The organism is Corynebacterium sp. HMSC058E07, from assembly GCF_001809885.1.
GTDB classification, from domain to species: domain Bacteria; phylum Actinomycetota; class Actinomycetes; order Mycobacteriales; family Mycobacteriaceae; genus Corynebacterium; species Corynebacterium macclintockiae.
On record NZ_KV799235.1, the window covers coordinates 1 to 13,294 of the forward strand.

14 protein-coding genes are annotated in these 13,294 nt (G+C 60.5%); 6 read left to right on the top strand and 8 right to left on the bottom strand.

The window, feature by feature from the left end; all coding sequences use genetic code 11:
• Window positions 1–51: 51 nt before the first annotated feature.
• A complete protein-coding gene (gene msrA, locus HMPREF2678_RS00540; protein ID WP_034976300.1) occupies window positions 52–774 on the bottom strand; it encodes a peptide-methionine (S)-S-oxide reductase MsrA in 723 nt (240 codons plus the stop codon).
• 41 nt (window positions 775–815) lie between these two features.
• On the bottom strand, window positions 816–2,273 hold the full coding sequence (locus tag HMPREF2678_RS00545) for a TM0106 family RecB-like putative nuclease (RefSeq protein ID WP_192817090.1): 1,458 nt from the start codon (window positions 2,271–2,273) through the stop codon (window positions 816–818).
• Window positions 2,274–2,677: 404 nt separating this feature from the next.
• Between HMPREF2678_RS00545 and HMPREF2678_RS00550 the strand changes: the two genes are divergently transcribed.
• The 4 genes from HMPREF2678_RS00550 (at window position 2,678) to HMPREF2678_RS00565 (ending at window position 6,376) form a co-directional block, all read left to right on the top strand.
• Window positions 2,678–3,304: a DUF6474 family protein gene (locus tag HMPREF2678_RS00550; RefSeq protein WP_043012794.1), complete on the top strand. Its 627-nt coding sequence runs from the start codon at window positions 2,678–2,680 to the stop codon at window positions 3,302–3,304.
• Window positions 3,305–3,391: 87 nt separating this feature from the next.
• Window positions 3,392–5,164 (top strand): alkaline phosphatase D family protein, encoded by a 1,773-nt coding sequence (locus tag HMPREF2678_RS00555; protein ID WP_070550506.1) that lies wholly within the window; start codon window positions 3,392–3,394, stop codon window positions 5,162–5,164.
• Between the two features lie 218 nt (window positions 5,165–5,382).
• Window positions 5,383–5,730, top strand: a complete 348-nt coding sequence (locus tag HMPREF2678_RS00560; RefSeq protein ID WP_034968386.1) for a histone-like nucleoid-structuring protein Lsr2 — start codon at window positions 5,383–5,385, stop codon at window positions 5,728–5,730.
• 109 nt (window positions 5,731–5,839) lie between these two features.
• Complete coding sequence (locus HMPREF2678_RS00565; RefSeq protein WP_051892181.1) at window positions 5,840–6,376, top strand: DUF2020 domain-containing protein; 537 nt, start codon at window positions 5,840–5,842, stop codon at window positions 6,374–6,376.
• Window positions 6,377–6,379: 3 nt separating this feature from the next.
• Here the strand turns inward: HMPREF2678_RS00565 and HMPREF2678_RS00570 are convergent, their stop codons facing one another.
• Together HMPREF2678_RS00570 and HMPREF2678_RS00575 are read right to left on the bottom strand one after the other, a co-directional pair.
• Window positions 6,380–6,580, bottom strand: a complete 201-nt coding sequence (locus HMPREF2678_RS00570; RefSeq protein ID WP_034981535.1) for a hypothetical protein — start codon at window positions 6,578–6,580, stop codon at window positions 6,380–6,382.
• Window positions 6,581–7,384 (bottom strand): class E sortase, encoded by an 804-nt coding sequence (locus HMPREF2678_RS00575; protein ID WP_034976311.1) that lies wholly within the window; start codon window positions 7,382–7,384, stop codon window positions 6,581–6,583.
• 107 nt (window positions 7,385–7,491) lie between these two features.
• Between HMPREF2678_RS00575 and yidC the strand changes: the two genes are divergently transcribed.
• Window positions 7,492–8,451 (top strand): membrane protein insertase YidC, encoded by a 960-nt coding sequence (gene yidC / locus HMPREF2678_RS00580; protein ID WP_070550507.1) that lies wholly within the window; start codon window positions 7,492–7,494, stop codon window positions 8,449–8,451.
• Here yidC and HMPREF2678_RS00585 read toward each other — a convergent pair.
• The 3 genes from HMPREF2678_RS00585 to HMPREF2678_RS10310 all read right to left on the bottom strand — a co-directional run bounded on the left by HMPREF2678_RS00585 (window position 8,448) and on the right by HMPREF2678_RS10310 (window position 10,591).
• Window positions 8,448–9,218, bottom strand: a complete 771-nt coding sequence (locus tag HMPREF2678_RS00585; RefSeq protein ID WP_070550508.1) for a TetR/AcrR family transcriptional regulator — start codon at window positions 9,216–9,218, stop codon at window positions 8,448–8,450. The genes yidC and HMPREF2678_RS00585 overlap by 4 nt on opposite strands.
• Before the next feature lie 107 nt (window positions 9,219–9,325).
• Window positions 9,326–10,237, bottom strand: a complete 912-nt coding sequence (locus HMPREF2678_RS00590) for a universal stress protein (protein WP_034972234.1) — start codon at window positions 10,235–10,237, stop codon at window positions 9,326–9,328.
• A 195-nt stretch (window positions 10,238–10,432) separates the two neighbouring features.
• Complete coding sequence (locus tag HMPREF2678_RS10310; RefSeq protein WP_168163070.1) at window positions 10,433–10,591, bottom strand: hypothetical protein; 159 nt, start codon at window positions 10,589–10,591, stop codon at window positions 10,433–10,435.
• A gap of 96 nt (window positions 10,592–10,687) precedes the next feature.
• Between HMPREF2678_RS10310 and HMPREF2678_RS00595 the strand changes: the two genes are divergently transcribed.
• On the top strand, window positions 10,688–11,629 hold the full coding sequence (locus tag HMPREF2678_RS00595; RefSeq protein ID WP_070550509.1) for a pseudouridine synthase: 942 nt from the start codon (window positions 10,688–10,690) through the stop codon (window positions 11,627–11,629).
• Window positions 11,630–11,631: 2 nt separating this feature from the next.
• On the opposite strand, the gene HMPREF2678_RS00600 is transcribed toward HMPREF2678_RS00595, so the two are convergent.
• Complete coding sequence (locus HMPREF2678_RS00600; protein WP_070550510.1) at window positions 11,632–13,143, bottom strand: MFS transporter; 1,512 nt, start codon at window positions 13,141–13,143, stop codon at window positions 11,632–11,634.
• Between the last annotated feature and the right edge of the window lie 151 nt (window positions 13,144–13,294).

Sequence of the window (13,294 nt, forward strand, 5' to 3'; positions counted from 1 at the left end):
TCCATGTCCAAAAACCCTATGGACATAACACACCCTAGCTAGCTTCGGCAGCTAGTCCCCCAGCACCCCGACGGGGCAACTCACGCCATTGGAACCGTGGTTGCAATACCCGTCGGGGTGCTTGTGTAGGTACTGCTGGTGCTCGTCCTCGGCCAAGTAGTAATGCCCATCGCCGATGTTCGCCAGCTCGGCAACCTCGGTGGTGATGGCCCCAAAGCCCGCGTCGGTGAAGCGCTGCTGCCAGCCCTCGATAGCTCGCTGCACGCGCCCGAGCTGCTCGGCATCTTGTGTGTAGACGCAGGAACGGTACTGGGTTCCCACGTCGTTGCCCTGCCGGTCACCCTGTGTCGGGTCGTGGTTTTCAAACGCGATCTGCAGCAGCTGCTCCAGGCTCACGGCTGCTTCGTCGAAAACGATCCGCACAACTTCGGCGTGCCCGGTGCGCCCGGTGCAGACCTCGCGGTAGGTGGGGTTCGGGGTATATCCGCCGGCGTAGCCCACGGAGGTTCCCCACACCCCATCCACGCCCCAAAACATGCGCTCCACACCCCAGAAGCACCCCAGCCCCAGCACTATCTGCGCAGGTCGTTCCAGCTTCCCTTCCCAGTACTTGTCTTCCAGCCCGGTCAGTGCCGTGCCCAGCACCGCATTGGGCTGCGGGTCCACCAACACGGGCGTGCGGCCGCCCTTCAGCGCGTCATCCGGCCCTACTCTTTCGGCTCGGAAAGGCCCCTGGCTGTTGAGCGCCAGGATGCGATCGAAGAAGTTCGTCATGTCCTTTGTGCCCTCTCTGCTGTTTGTTGTCGCCGCTGTTTTTATTGACGCCGCAGTTCCCGCAGTCCCGGCGCGCCTCTGCGCAGCCACGCGCGAACCGCTGACGTTGCCACACAATCGTCGGCGTTGTAGCGCTCCAGCTTACGCCGGGCAGCTTGGGCGGTGGTGCGGGATCCGCCGATGGCCTGCTCGAACAGTTCCACTGCCGCTTTGCCGTTGATGCCCGCCTGGCTGAACTCGAAGCCAGCCAGCGGGGCGACTGTCTTCAGCCCTAGAGAATCCGTGGCCGCCAGAGCCTTTTTCACCAGGCTAAAGCAGTCGCACCAGTGTTCGGAGGTGATAAAGGCATTGACCTCCGCCAGCGTGGGCATCGTGACGCGCGCACTCGTGCCCGGAACCTCGTAGCTGCGCCCGCCGTAGCGCTCGGCGGCGTGGCGCAACCAATAGTTCTCCCCCTGCGCGGCATACACCCAGACCTGGAAGTTCTTTTCCTCCGCCAGTGCCTGATCCTTCTGTGCTTGCAGCCATTGCCAGAACTCGGCAACGTGCAGCCCTTCATCGCCGTCCCGACTGAAATCCCCGAATCCTATGTACCGGGAGCCGTCGAAAGTGCCCCAGAGGAACGTGCCGCGGTTCGGGTGAGCCTCCATGTCCACGTCGATTTCCACCCAATCCCGCTGGTCAGTGGCCGCCCCTGCGGTCTCGCCTACCCTCCGGGGCGCTCCACCCCACAACTCCGGCGCCTCGAACCAGCGGTTCTTCGGCCTGCGTAAAGCGACCTGCCCGTCCATCCATGCCTGCGCCAACTGGGGCTGTTCCCCGCTGCTCTGTGCAGCCAATTGCGGCAGGGTCTCGATACCCTTTTCCCGCCACGTGCGAGCCTTATCACCTGGCAGCAGCAGACTGATTTCTTGCGCCTGAAGCAACTGGGCACGGCAGTGATTATGGAATTCGCAGGTCCGGCACTCTTTAATCCGCCGCGGGGTGGAGGGAATCGGCTCCTCCAACGCAGCGTAAAGGCCAGGGAGCACGGAGGGGGCGTCAAAAAAGAAACAGCGTGGCTTCCCCGGCCCAGCGCGACCAATCAGCGCCACGGTGTTGGCGGCAAAACCCCATTGCTGCAGTACAACGTGGGCCATAGCGATCTTCTGCGCATCCCCAGCCACCGCGCGATGGCGATAATCAGTCGGCGCCGGCACGGCCAAACCCAACGCGTTGATGTCCGCCACTCGGCAATCCGCGAGCTGCGTTGCCTTCGCCCGGCGCGCCACGGAATGAGAGGAAATGGCGACCGGGATGTACTGCATGAACTCGTCCACGCCTTTGCCCTGATCCGCGCGCACCAGAAGATCCAACTCCACACGGAAGGGCCCCTCCGCTAGGACGGGGCGGGTGATCAGCCGCGCGCCCGAAGCCAAAGCCTCCAGGGTCTGCTCCACGGCAGTATCCCGATCGGTCGGGTCGATGTCCACGCGGCTGGGGAACAACTTATCCCCGATCCGCGGCTTGGTCGGGAGGAGCTGAAAAACCAGATTGCGGCGGATCTCGGCGTTCGCCCGGTGCTGTACGGCCTCCACATAGGCCTCTAGATCCTGCGGAATGTGTAGCCGCGGCCGCTGTACCTCTGGCCGCTGTACCTCCAGCCGCTGCGCCTTTGCCCCGCGCCGAAGTACCGCCCGGTGGCGGCAGCCCACGCAATCGCTGGGGCTGAGAGGCGGAAGATCTTCAGGCAAGCTCACAATAGTTTCTAAGCCTAGCGCGTCGGCCGGACGTGAACGCACCGTGGCTGGCACCTCCATGGCGACCTGCCCGGGTGTCGAAGTAAGGTGAAGCGCGTACAGTAAAGATGTTTCTTAAGTAATCTGGTTGAACAGTAAGACAGATCAATACGCATCGGAGTGACATGGGACTGCTCAGCGGTATGCGCAAGCGCCGTCAGGAAAAGAAAGCCGTCGAAAAGGCCGCGAAGGTTCGGGCCAAGGCTCAGGTGAAGGCCGACTCGAAGCTGGAGAAGCGCAAGGAGGCCTACCTGCGAAAGACTGCTAAGCAGGTGCGCAAGATGGATGCCAAGGAGATCAAGGCACAGCGCAAGCACAACGAGAAGATGGCGAAGGCCTCGCTGGAGCAAATCAAGGCCGGGCGCTTCAACTCCAAGAACGTGCTGCGTATTGCGGGGGCTGCCCGCGTTGCCGCTCCTTTTGCCATTCCGCTGTTCTACCGCGGTGTGACCGCGCTGCAGGAGGCCACGAACGGCGCTACTGCCCGCCGCAGCGGCCTGGCCACCAAGGCCACTGCCCAGTTCCCTGGCGACGGCGGCCTGCAGCAGGCTCGCATCAATCGCATCCGCCAGTCTCTGGATAAGGGGCTGCCCTCGGGATTTGCCAAGGATATTTCCGAGCGCATGGATGATCTGGATAATGCGGTCGAGAATTCCCGCTCGATGAACGAGGACCAGGGCAAGCGCGTGCTGCGCTCTGTGTCCAACGAGCTGGATCTGGTCGAAGCGCAGATTAAGGCTAAGCGCGACTAAATAGGGCGCGACTAAAGCTGAGCCAGACCCCAGAAGACGGGGGGCGTTCGCCAAGCAAAACCTGAATGAACATGGTTTTATAAATCCATGACGAACAACCCCACGGAAAATTCCACCCCGGCTCAGTCCGGGCAGTTTACCCGCCGCCAGGTTCTGCAGACTGGCGCCGCCGGTGCCGCCGCAGTCGGAATCGGCTCTATCGCAGCTAACTCCGCCGCTTCGGCCAGCCCATTGGGCTCCTCCAAGCCGGCCAACCCGCCGATCAATATGAAGATGGGCAAGGAAGCATTCCAGCACGGCGTGGCCTCCGGCGACCCGTACCCGGATAGTGTGCTGCTGTGGACCCGCGTTACCTCCAACGAGAACGACTACCCCGGCCTGGAAAAAGGGCAGACCACCACCGTGAAGTGGGAGGTCGCCACCGATAGCAAGTTCACCGCAGTCGTCACCTCCGGCACCGCGAAGGCAGAACCTTCCCGCGACATGACCGTGAAGGTCGAAGCCCGCGGCTTGAAGCCTTTCACCGGCTACTTCTACCGCTTCATCACCATCGACGGCCCACGCAAGGGCCAGACTTCCCCCGTGGGCAAGACCCGCACCGCACCGGCCAAGGGCGCGGACGTTTCCGAGCTCCGCTTCGCCCTGTTTAGCTGCTCTAACTGGGAGGCTGGATACTTCAGCGCCTACCATGACATGGCTAAGCGCGGCGATATCGACTACGCCCTGCACGTCGGCGATTACATTTACGAGTACCCGCGCGGCGAGTACACCGGTAAGACCGGTTCGGTTCGCCTGCACGAACCGGCTAACGAGATCAAGTCCCTGGCCGACTACCGCCAGCGCTACGCCCTGCACCACACCGACAAGGATCTGCAGGCCGCACACGCTTCCTGCCCGTGGATCGTCACCTGGGATGACCACGAGGTCGCCAACGACACCTGGTCCAACGGCGCGGAGAACCACCAGCCGGACAAGGAGGGCGACTTCATCGCCCGCCGCAACAACGCGATGCAGGCCTACCTTGAGTGGCTGCCGATCCGCGCTACCCCGCTGTCCGAGAAGGGCCACATTTACCGCAACCTGTCCTTCGGCAACCTGGTCGAGCTGAACATGCTGGACCTGCGCACCTACCGCAACGAAAAGCCCGGCTTTACCTCTGCACGTAAGACCGACGACAAGTCCCGCACCATGCTGGGTTCGGAGCAGTTCGGTTGGCTGACCAAGAAGCTGTCTACCTCTTCCGCCCGTTGGAACTTCATCGGCAACTCCGTCATGATCAGCCCGGTTCTGATCCCGCCGCTGGATCCGGAGGCCACCAAGGCCGTCACCCAGCTGCTGGGTCTGCCGGAGGAAGGCATGCCGTACAACCTGGATCAGTGGGATGGCTATGCCGCCGAGCGTCGTCGCGTGACCAAGTACCTGCTGGATAACAACATCCGCAACACCGTGTGGCTGACCGGCGACATTCACTCTTCCTGGGCCTGCGACATTCCCGCTGCCCCGGGAACCTACCCGCGCGGTGGTGTTGCAGGTGTGGAGATCGTCTGCACCTCCGTAACCTCCTCCAACATCGACGACATCCTCAAGCTGCCGGAGGATAACGCGCTGTCCCACACTGTGGAGTACGCCTTTACCAACATGAACCGCCACGTGAAGTACCTGGACTTCGATTCCCACGGCTACACCGTTGTGCGCGTGACGAAGGATGCGGTGGACGCAAACTGGATGGCGCTGGGCCCGGACGGCAAGCTGAAGCCGAACCAGCCGCTGCACTTTGCCAAGGCAGCCAGCGCGAAGTGGGGCGAGGGAATCCACACCTCCAACGTGCGAATCAACCCGGCTGATCACTCTGCTCGCTAAAAGCTGCCCACTTAAAGCCTTTTAAGCGCTTTAAGCAAATGCCTCCAGGTCACCCCCTGGGGGTATTTTTTATGTCGATATATCTTTTATCGACGCCCCGTTTCCAGCACTTTTCATATTCAATAAAGATTATGCAATACATTGCATTGCAATCTGTCGCTCAGTTACTACACTAAGTATCAGAACATTAACAATCCTTAAAAGAAGGGAATGCACTGATGGCACGCCGCGAAATTACCCAATTCTTTGACGACCTGGACGATACTCCATTGGCTGAGGATCAGGTCAACGTCGTCGATTTCAGCCTGAATGGCGTTGATTACACGCTGGATCTGTCCGCAAAGAACCGCGAGGCATTTGATAAGGCTCTGGAGCCTTTCATCAAGGTCGCCCGCCGCAAGACCCGCGCCGGTGTAGCCGGTCGTCGTGTGGCTTCCCGCAGCGCTAATCCGGAGCGCAACCGGATGATCCGCGAATGGGCTAGGGAAAACAACATCGAGGTCTCCGAGCGCGGACGCATTTCCGCCGATGTTATCGAGAAGTTTGAAAAGGCCCAGGGACAGTAAAGAAATCACCGTCTAGGGTATTTTCGGTTTTATGGGAGATCTGAGGAATCCGATACTGGGGCGTCACAAAGCAAAAAGGGCACCCCTTACGCTGGTAGCAGCGACCGCAATGGCATTTAGCCTGAGCGCCTGTGGGGATAACTCGGGGAACGGTCCGGCAGACAGCGCCACCTCCTCTACGGAGCGCACCGTCGACCCCGTCAAGGGGACGGAACTGCCGATTGAGGCAACCCCGGAAAAGGTAGGCCAGGGCGGCCAGGAGGTCTGCCCCTACCTGGACGGCGACTGGCTGCAGAATACTAACGGCCAGCGCCTCACCGGCACCGGTACGGATGAACGCTTCGACCCCCCGGCCTGCGTGTTCTGGTCCTACGAGGACTACCCGCAGGCAACGGTGATGGTGCGCCACATGCGCACGAACTCCGACGCAATTGCGGTAGTCGACCACGCCGCACCAATCGATTCAACCCTGAAGGCGCTAGAGCCAAAGGGATGGAGCGGCGGGCGCCGTGGCGGTGACGGTAAAACTGGTGCCGTGTACGCCGTGTGGAAGGACGAAACGGCAGTGGTGGTGACTACCGCCCAGGAACAGTCCGTGAAGGCGCAGAAGATCGCCGAAGAGACGATCAAGAACCTGAAGCTCTAGCTGCTAAAGCCCCAGCGCCCTTTGCGCGTCCGCGATGCGCAGCGCCCCCTCCGAGACCCCCACGTCCGTCCACGGCATCATCGGCCCCACCCAGGGGAAAACGACTTCCATCAGCAGGAAGAAGATGCCCACCAGCAGAACCAGGACGATAAATAGCTTCACCCACCACGGGCCTGGCAGGTTGCGCCACAGCATCGCGTACATTTAGGCTCCCTCCGTCAGCTCTTTAGGTGTACTACCGGCCTTCTTCGGCTCGGAGCGGACAAGTGCCGCGTGGACGATCATGCGCTCCTTATTGGAGAACTGCGGGTGGCACGTCGTCATTGTCAGCAGCCCCGCATCCCCCGGGCGCACCTCGATACGCTGTTGTCCTGGGACGGGGTTGATCACGTTAATGTCGCTGGGGGTGGTGATGTATCGGCCATTGACGCCCGCGTATTCGCCGCTGGAGATCTTCTGCGCCAGCTCGGGGGGCATGCATTTTTCGGCCTCCGCCTTCCGGTTTCCGGGGGCGGCGTCGATAGGCAGCACACGGTAGATGTTCCAGGTGCCTGCGGTCTCCACGACCACGGCATCGCAGGTGTTCAGCAGGCCAAGGTCATTGAAGGGGGAACCGCGCCCCACACGGTGGCCCGCCATGGCGAAGTTGCCCGGCTTTCCCGGGGCTTGGCTGTCCTCGTAGTGGCCCGGCCCCTTGTTCAGATCGTCGTCGGCCACGCCCTTGACGATGGAAAAGTTGAAGTCCGATCCGAAAGAGGGGATGTAGAGCCGGGCAAACGCCGCGCCCTCCGCCGGCTCAGTCAGCGGGCGGGGATTCTTGTCATCCCATTGGTTATCTAGCTCCCGGGCAACGGCGGCTTGTTCGCGGCCGGACTGGATATCGGTCCAAAAGACGTCCCAGAATCCAAATAGCAGCGCAATCACGCCGAAAGTAATAAGGAGTTCACCGATTACGCTAATTGGATCGAGTCGCTTGCTCGTTCTCGCTGCCTTCCGGTGTCGTCCCATGCGACACATCGTACTACGTTTCCCCGTTTCTTATGCTTCCCAATCTGGCATTAGTAATGCCCCTCCATATCCCGCAAGGTACCTGGTTGGCGGGTAAGCTCCTCTGCATGAAGATCGTCGAGTATCCCGTTGCGCTTTTCTTGAAGGCTTGGCACTATCTTTTTGCTGATATCTTCGGTTGGGATGCTGCGCAGTCGTGGCTGTTGGCACTAATTCTTCTTATTGTCACTGTGCGTGGTTTGCTTTTGCCCTTCGTCTACCGGCAGTCGTATTCCAGCCGCATTCTGGTGAATATCCGCCCGAAGGTCTATCGACTAGAGCAGGAATACAGCGGGAAGGATCCCGAGACCCGTAAGGAGCTGGCTAGGAAGCGCCGCGAACTACAAAAGGAACACGAATACCGATTTTCGGATGGTTGCATTCCTGCGCTGGTTCAGCTTCCTGTTTTGCTGGGCCTGTACCGCATGCTGATCCACGTCACCAGTCCGGATCCGGAGGTCAAGGCGGCGGTCAATGGCTTCGGCCCACTCAATGCCGAAGAAGTACAGTCATTGCTTTCCGCAAAGCTCTTCGGGGTTCCTCTGGCGGCCTATGTGCAAATGTCGGATGAGCAATTTGCAGAAATCCACACCACGATGGAACAGGTCTTTTGGGTAGTGTTCCCTATGGCCATTCTGGCCGCAATTTTCACCACCTCTAACTGGGCCTATTCCATGTACCGCAATTACCGCACGGTCGACCACAACTCTGTGTTGGCTCGCGGCTTGCTGAAGATGATGTGGCTGATCGGCCCGGTTGTGCTGATCGCGCCGTTCACCATCGCCCTAGGCGCGGTGGGCCCGGTCGCGCTGATGATCTACTGGGTAGGCAATAACCTATGGACCGCCACGCAGACAATCACCCTGCAGCGCCATCTGGACCGAAAGATTCCCTACACGGAGGAGTTCCTGGAGCACCACCAGAGGATGAAGGTCAACCGCATCGAATCTAAGAAGAAAAAGAAGGCGGGTCGCAAGGCGAAGAAGCAGGCTACGGCGGACTCCCCCGAGGAGCCTTCCGAGAGCTAAATGTTGTAGCTCATCGGCGCGGTGAGCAGCAGTTGCTTCGCCAATCCGCGTGCGGTTTCCAGAGGCACAGTATTGCGCGACATTTTCGCACCGTTAAGACCACCGTCCATGAACACCATCAGCTGGTCGGCCAAGGTCTGGGACGCATAGCCGAAGCGCTCGGTCAGCAGCTCGGCCATCGTGTCGCGGCACCAGCGCCGGTAGTCCATCGCCGCGTCGCGGATACGCTGTTCCGAATCCGTCTCTGGGCGCGGGTATTCGCTGGCCGCGTTTTGGAAGTGCGAGCCGCGGAAGTTGTTATCCGGTTCCTGCTGAATGCACAGGTCAAAGAAGGCAATGATGCGATCCTCGGGGCTTTCGCGCGGGTCAGCCAGCGTGTGCCAGTCGTCGCGCCATTTCTGGTCGAGCTCCCGCAGGTAGGCAACCACCAGATTGTCCTTCGACCCGAAGAGCGAGTACAGGCTGGCTTTCGCCACGTCCGCGTCGCGCAGAATGCGGTCGATGCCGATTACGCGGATTCCCTGGGTGGTAAAGAGGTTCGTGGCGCTGGCCAGCAGGCGTTGCCGAGGGCCAGGGCGGTTACGGCGACCGGAGCGAGCAGCCTGCTTGGTTGCCTTCTTCGCCGTTTTCTTCGCTGCCTTCTTGGTAGATTTTGTGGCGGTTTTGGCGCTCGTCTTTTTTATGGACGCCCCGTCGCGTGCGCCGGCGGAAGAATCAGAGGTGGCCGCGGATCCCGACTCCCGGGATTGATCGTCTGCCGTTGCCATCCACTTGTCTCCTTCTCTGCATGGCTGCTTTTCAGGTTTGTTTACTTGCTTAAGTCTACAAAATCCTGCAGGGCCACCAGAACCCTACAGGACTTGTAGTTTATTCCCTAGCGCTTCTTGCTGTCCTTTGGGCGTACAACCATCAGCGGGCACGGGGAGTACTGCAGCAAGGTGCGGGAGGTAGATCCCAGCAGCATTCCTTTGAATCCGCCGCGGCCGTGGGAGCCGACGACCAGCAGCTGAGCGTCCTTGGCGGCCTCGGTGAGGGACTGCACTGGGCGCTCGCGCTCCACGATCTCCTCAACCTGCACGCTGGGGAACTCCTTGATGAGGTCCTTCAGCTCGTCCTCCATCATGTCCTGACGCTCGACGATCATGCGATCCATCTGGTTCTGAGCATCGACCAGGCCGACGTAGGAGGTGTGGATCTGGGAATCGGTCCAGGAGTGGATTGCACGCAGCAGGGCACCACGCGCCTCGGCCTCGCGGAAAGCGATACGCAGCGCCTGACGCGATACCTCGGAGCCGTCCACGCCCACCACGACGGGACCGTACTTGTTTTCCGCGGTCACGTCGTTATCCTTGCGGACCACCACAACCGGGCAGTCGGCGTGGGAGACCACGGCGCTGGAAACGGAGCCCATGACCAGGCCGGACAGGCCACCGAGGCCACGGGAACCCATGACGATCATCTCCGCGGTGGTGGATAGATCCAGCAGCGTATCGATCGGGGCGCCTTCCTTCACCAGGTAGCTGACCTCAACCTCTTCACTGAAATCGCTGACGATCTTGTGGGCGTTTTCGATTTTGTCGACGGCCTCGCTTTCGAGCTCGTCGTAGAGTTCCTGCGGGGGCACCATCCCGTCGGCGTACATGAATTGCGGCATGGTGTAGGCGCTGACCAGCTTCAACGGCTGCTTGCGCTTGAGGGCTGCGTTCGCTGCCCACCTAACGGCTTCGTTGCTGGCATCGGAACCGTCAACCGCAACGATGATTTCCTTATCGCTCGTGGTAGCCATGGGAAATGATCCTTCCTTGCAGGGCATTATTCGATTTGTCCTTCAACACTTCCCATTATCCTGAAAAGCAGTAATGAATGCAGGAAGGTGCCTGATTCGCCCCTATTTTCGGGACATATCAGGCACCTTGTGAGTGATTCGTGAATGGTCGGTGTAGTTGGTCAGTGAGTGTGGTCGGTGTAGTTGATCAGATGATTAGCGACGAGTGGTGTCCGGCAGCGGAACGTCGTCAGCAGCAGGGGCGTTGGACGGGGAGAAGAACTCCAGCAGCGTGCGGAAGATGTTCAGCAGAACACCGCCCAGCTCGCTCTTGAACAGGTTAGACAGGGAACCGGTAATTGCAGCAATATCCATGCCGGGTAGCATAACGGATTGATGGGACCTTTACCAGTAAAAAGGGGCTTAAATCCTACGCGGATCCTTGTTCCCCCAGCTACCGACACGCCGTGGGTGGCAAAAGATTTTTTGTGGCACCTCATTTCTTCCCAGCGTCACCGCGCAAAAGATGATGATTTTAGTGCTGTTTTAGATCGCTTTGCTGCAGGGGAAGTCTGCCTGGATTCCGGCGCCCCCATCGCCCCGGATGACGTCCTACGCCCGGGAAGCTTCATTAACTTCTATCGTCGCCCAGCCCCGGAGCGCCCCGTCCCCGGCGAGATCACGGTGCTGCACCAGGACCGAGACATTGTCGTCATTGATAAACCCCCTTTCCTGGCGACCCTCCCGCGTGGCCAGCACATCACGGAAACTGCGCTAGTGAAGGCTCGCGTTCAGCTCGGCATCCCAGAGCTCTCCCCTTCCCATCGCCTCGATCGCCACACCCGTGGCGTGCTGCTGATGACCGCCCGCCCGGAGGTCCGCGGCGCCTACCAGACGATGTTCGAGCGCCGTATCCCCCACAAGGTCTACGAGGCGCTCACTCCCCTGCCCAACGAGGCTCCCTTCGCCCCGATCGCCCCTCTGGCCGATTGGCGTTCGTGGGATCCACCCACGCCGGAGCGCCCCTGGCGCCTGGAACACAGCATGTCCAAAACACGTGGGCATCTCAGCACCATCCTCACCGATGGCCCTCCCAATGCGCTCACCGTGGTCTCTGGACTGCGCACGGAGTGCCGCGACGGCCTCGACGTTCTGGTTTGGCGCCTCGAGCCACACACCGGCAAGACCCACCAGCTGCGTGTCGTCCTGCGCTCGCTTGGTCTGCCGATTCTGAACGATCCTCTCTACACCGAGCTCACGGACGCAGCGCTGTTTAGCATGGACGCCCCTACACCCCGGCCGGTTTACGCGGAGGACGAGGACTTTAGCGCTCCCATGGGGCTCATCGCCAAGGAGCTCCACTTCCCCGACCCGTTGACTGGCCAGCAGCGAAAGTTCATCAGCAACTTCTAGCTTTAATCTTCCAGCTTTACGGTAACGCCCCGCAGGATCCGAGCCGTGTAGAGGGAACCCGCCGCCAGCACGACCACGACCAACCCGGAAACCAGGGCGAAGGCATGTGAGTAGGCCGTACCCGCAGCGGCGAGCAAAGGTTCAGTCCAGCTAGCTTCGGTGGAGTGCGCGATGTGCACGGCAGAGTGCAGGCTCTCCCCCGCCGACTCGGGCGCGCCGGCCGGCAGAACAACCAGTGCCGAATACAGTGCCGTCACCAAGCTGCCTAGAACGGCAATCGAGGTCAGAGATCCGAATTCGTAGCTGACTTCCTCCACTGAGGAGGCCATGCCTGCCCGGTGGCTGGGCACGCCAGAGATCATTGCGATGGAAGCTACGGCCATCACCGCGCCCAGCCCCATGCCCTTGATAAATAGGCCGCTGAGAAGAATGGGCGTCCAACCCCAAAAACCATAAAGGCACACGATCGCCGCACCGATCGTGGCTACGCCGAACCCTCCGGCGATCAGGCGGCGAATGCCGAACTGCGCCAGGCGCGCGCCGGCGTAGATCGATGTGGCCAGAGCACCCATGGCCGCGAAAGTCACGTACACACCGGAACGCAGGGGGGATAGACCGTCCGCGAGCTGCAGCTTCTGCGTGATGACGTACTGCAGCCCCGCGAGGGCGAACATTGACAGGGCGGCTCCCAAAGCGCCGCAGCGGAACGCGGGGTAGCGGAAAATGTCGAGGGTGATGAGGGGTTGTTCTAACCCTTCTTGACGCCGCGTAAAGGCCCAGCCAGCGAGGACGAGCAGTACGGCAGCCACGCCGATGATTGGCCAATTCTGCGGAGCATGCGTGCCTTCCTTGATGAGCATCACCGCACTGACCAGGGTGATCATCGCGTAGACGGAGGAACTGAAATCCCAGTGCTTGTCCGGGTTTGCACGGTCGGGCGGGGCCACAAAAGGCACCGCGACAAGGGCTGCGATCACCAGCGGGACGTTAACGAGGAAACAAGAGCCCCACCAGTACGCTTCCAGCAATAGCCCGCCGACGATGGGGCCGAGGGTTGCAGAGACAGTGGACAAGCTGCCCCATATGCCGATGGCCAGGTTCAACTCTGCGGGATTGGTGAAGGTAAGCCGGATCAACGATAGCGTGGACGGCATCATCGTAGCGCCTCCCACGGCAAGCAAGGCTCGGCCAAGAATGAGCATCGCGGCGCTTGGCGCAAAGGCCGCCAGCAGCGAGGCGCATCCGAAGATGATAAGGCCTGCAATGAACATCCGCCGGTGACCGATCTTGTCCCCGAGCGTGCCGGTCCCGAGAAGTAGGCCGGCGATGACGATCGCGTAGATATTGACGATCCAGAGCTGTTGCGTGCTGGTCGCGCCAAGATCCTCGACGAGACTAGGGAGTGCTGTGTACAGAATGGTGTTGTCGAGCGTAATGATGGTGATGCCTACGCCGACGGTGGCTAAGAGCAGCCAGCGTTGGAGGGGACCCGTATTAGCCGACTGCGCGTTCATAGGGGTGACTTTACCAATGCCGATTAGGACTGGAAAATGGGGAAAATAGGGCATAAAAAAAGGGAGTGTATACGCGTAAAACGTACACACTCCCTTAATCTCTAGTTTTAATGCCGGCAGTGACTTACTCTCCCACACCCTCCCAGGTGCA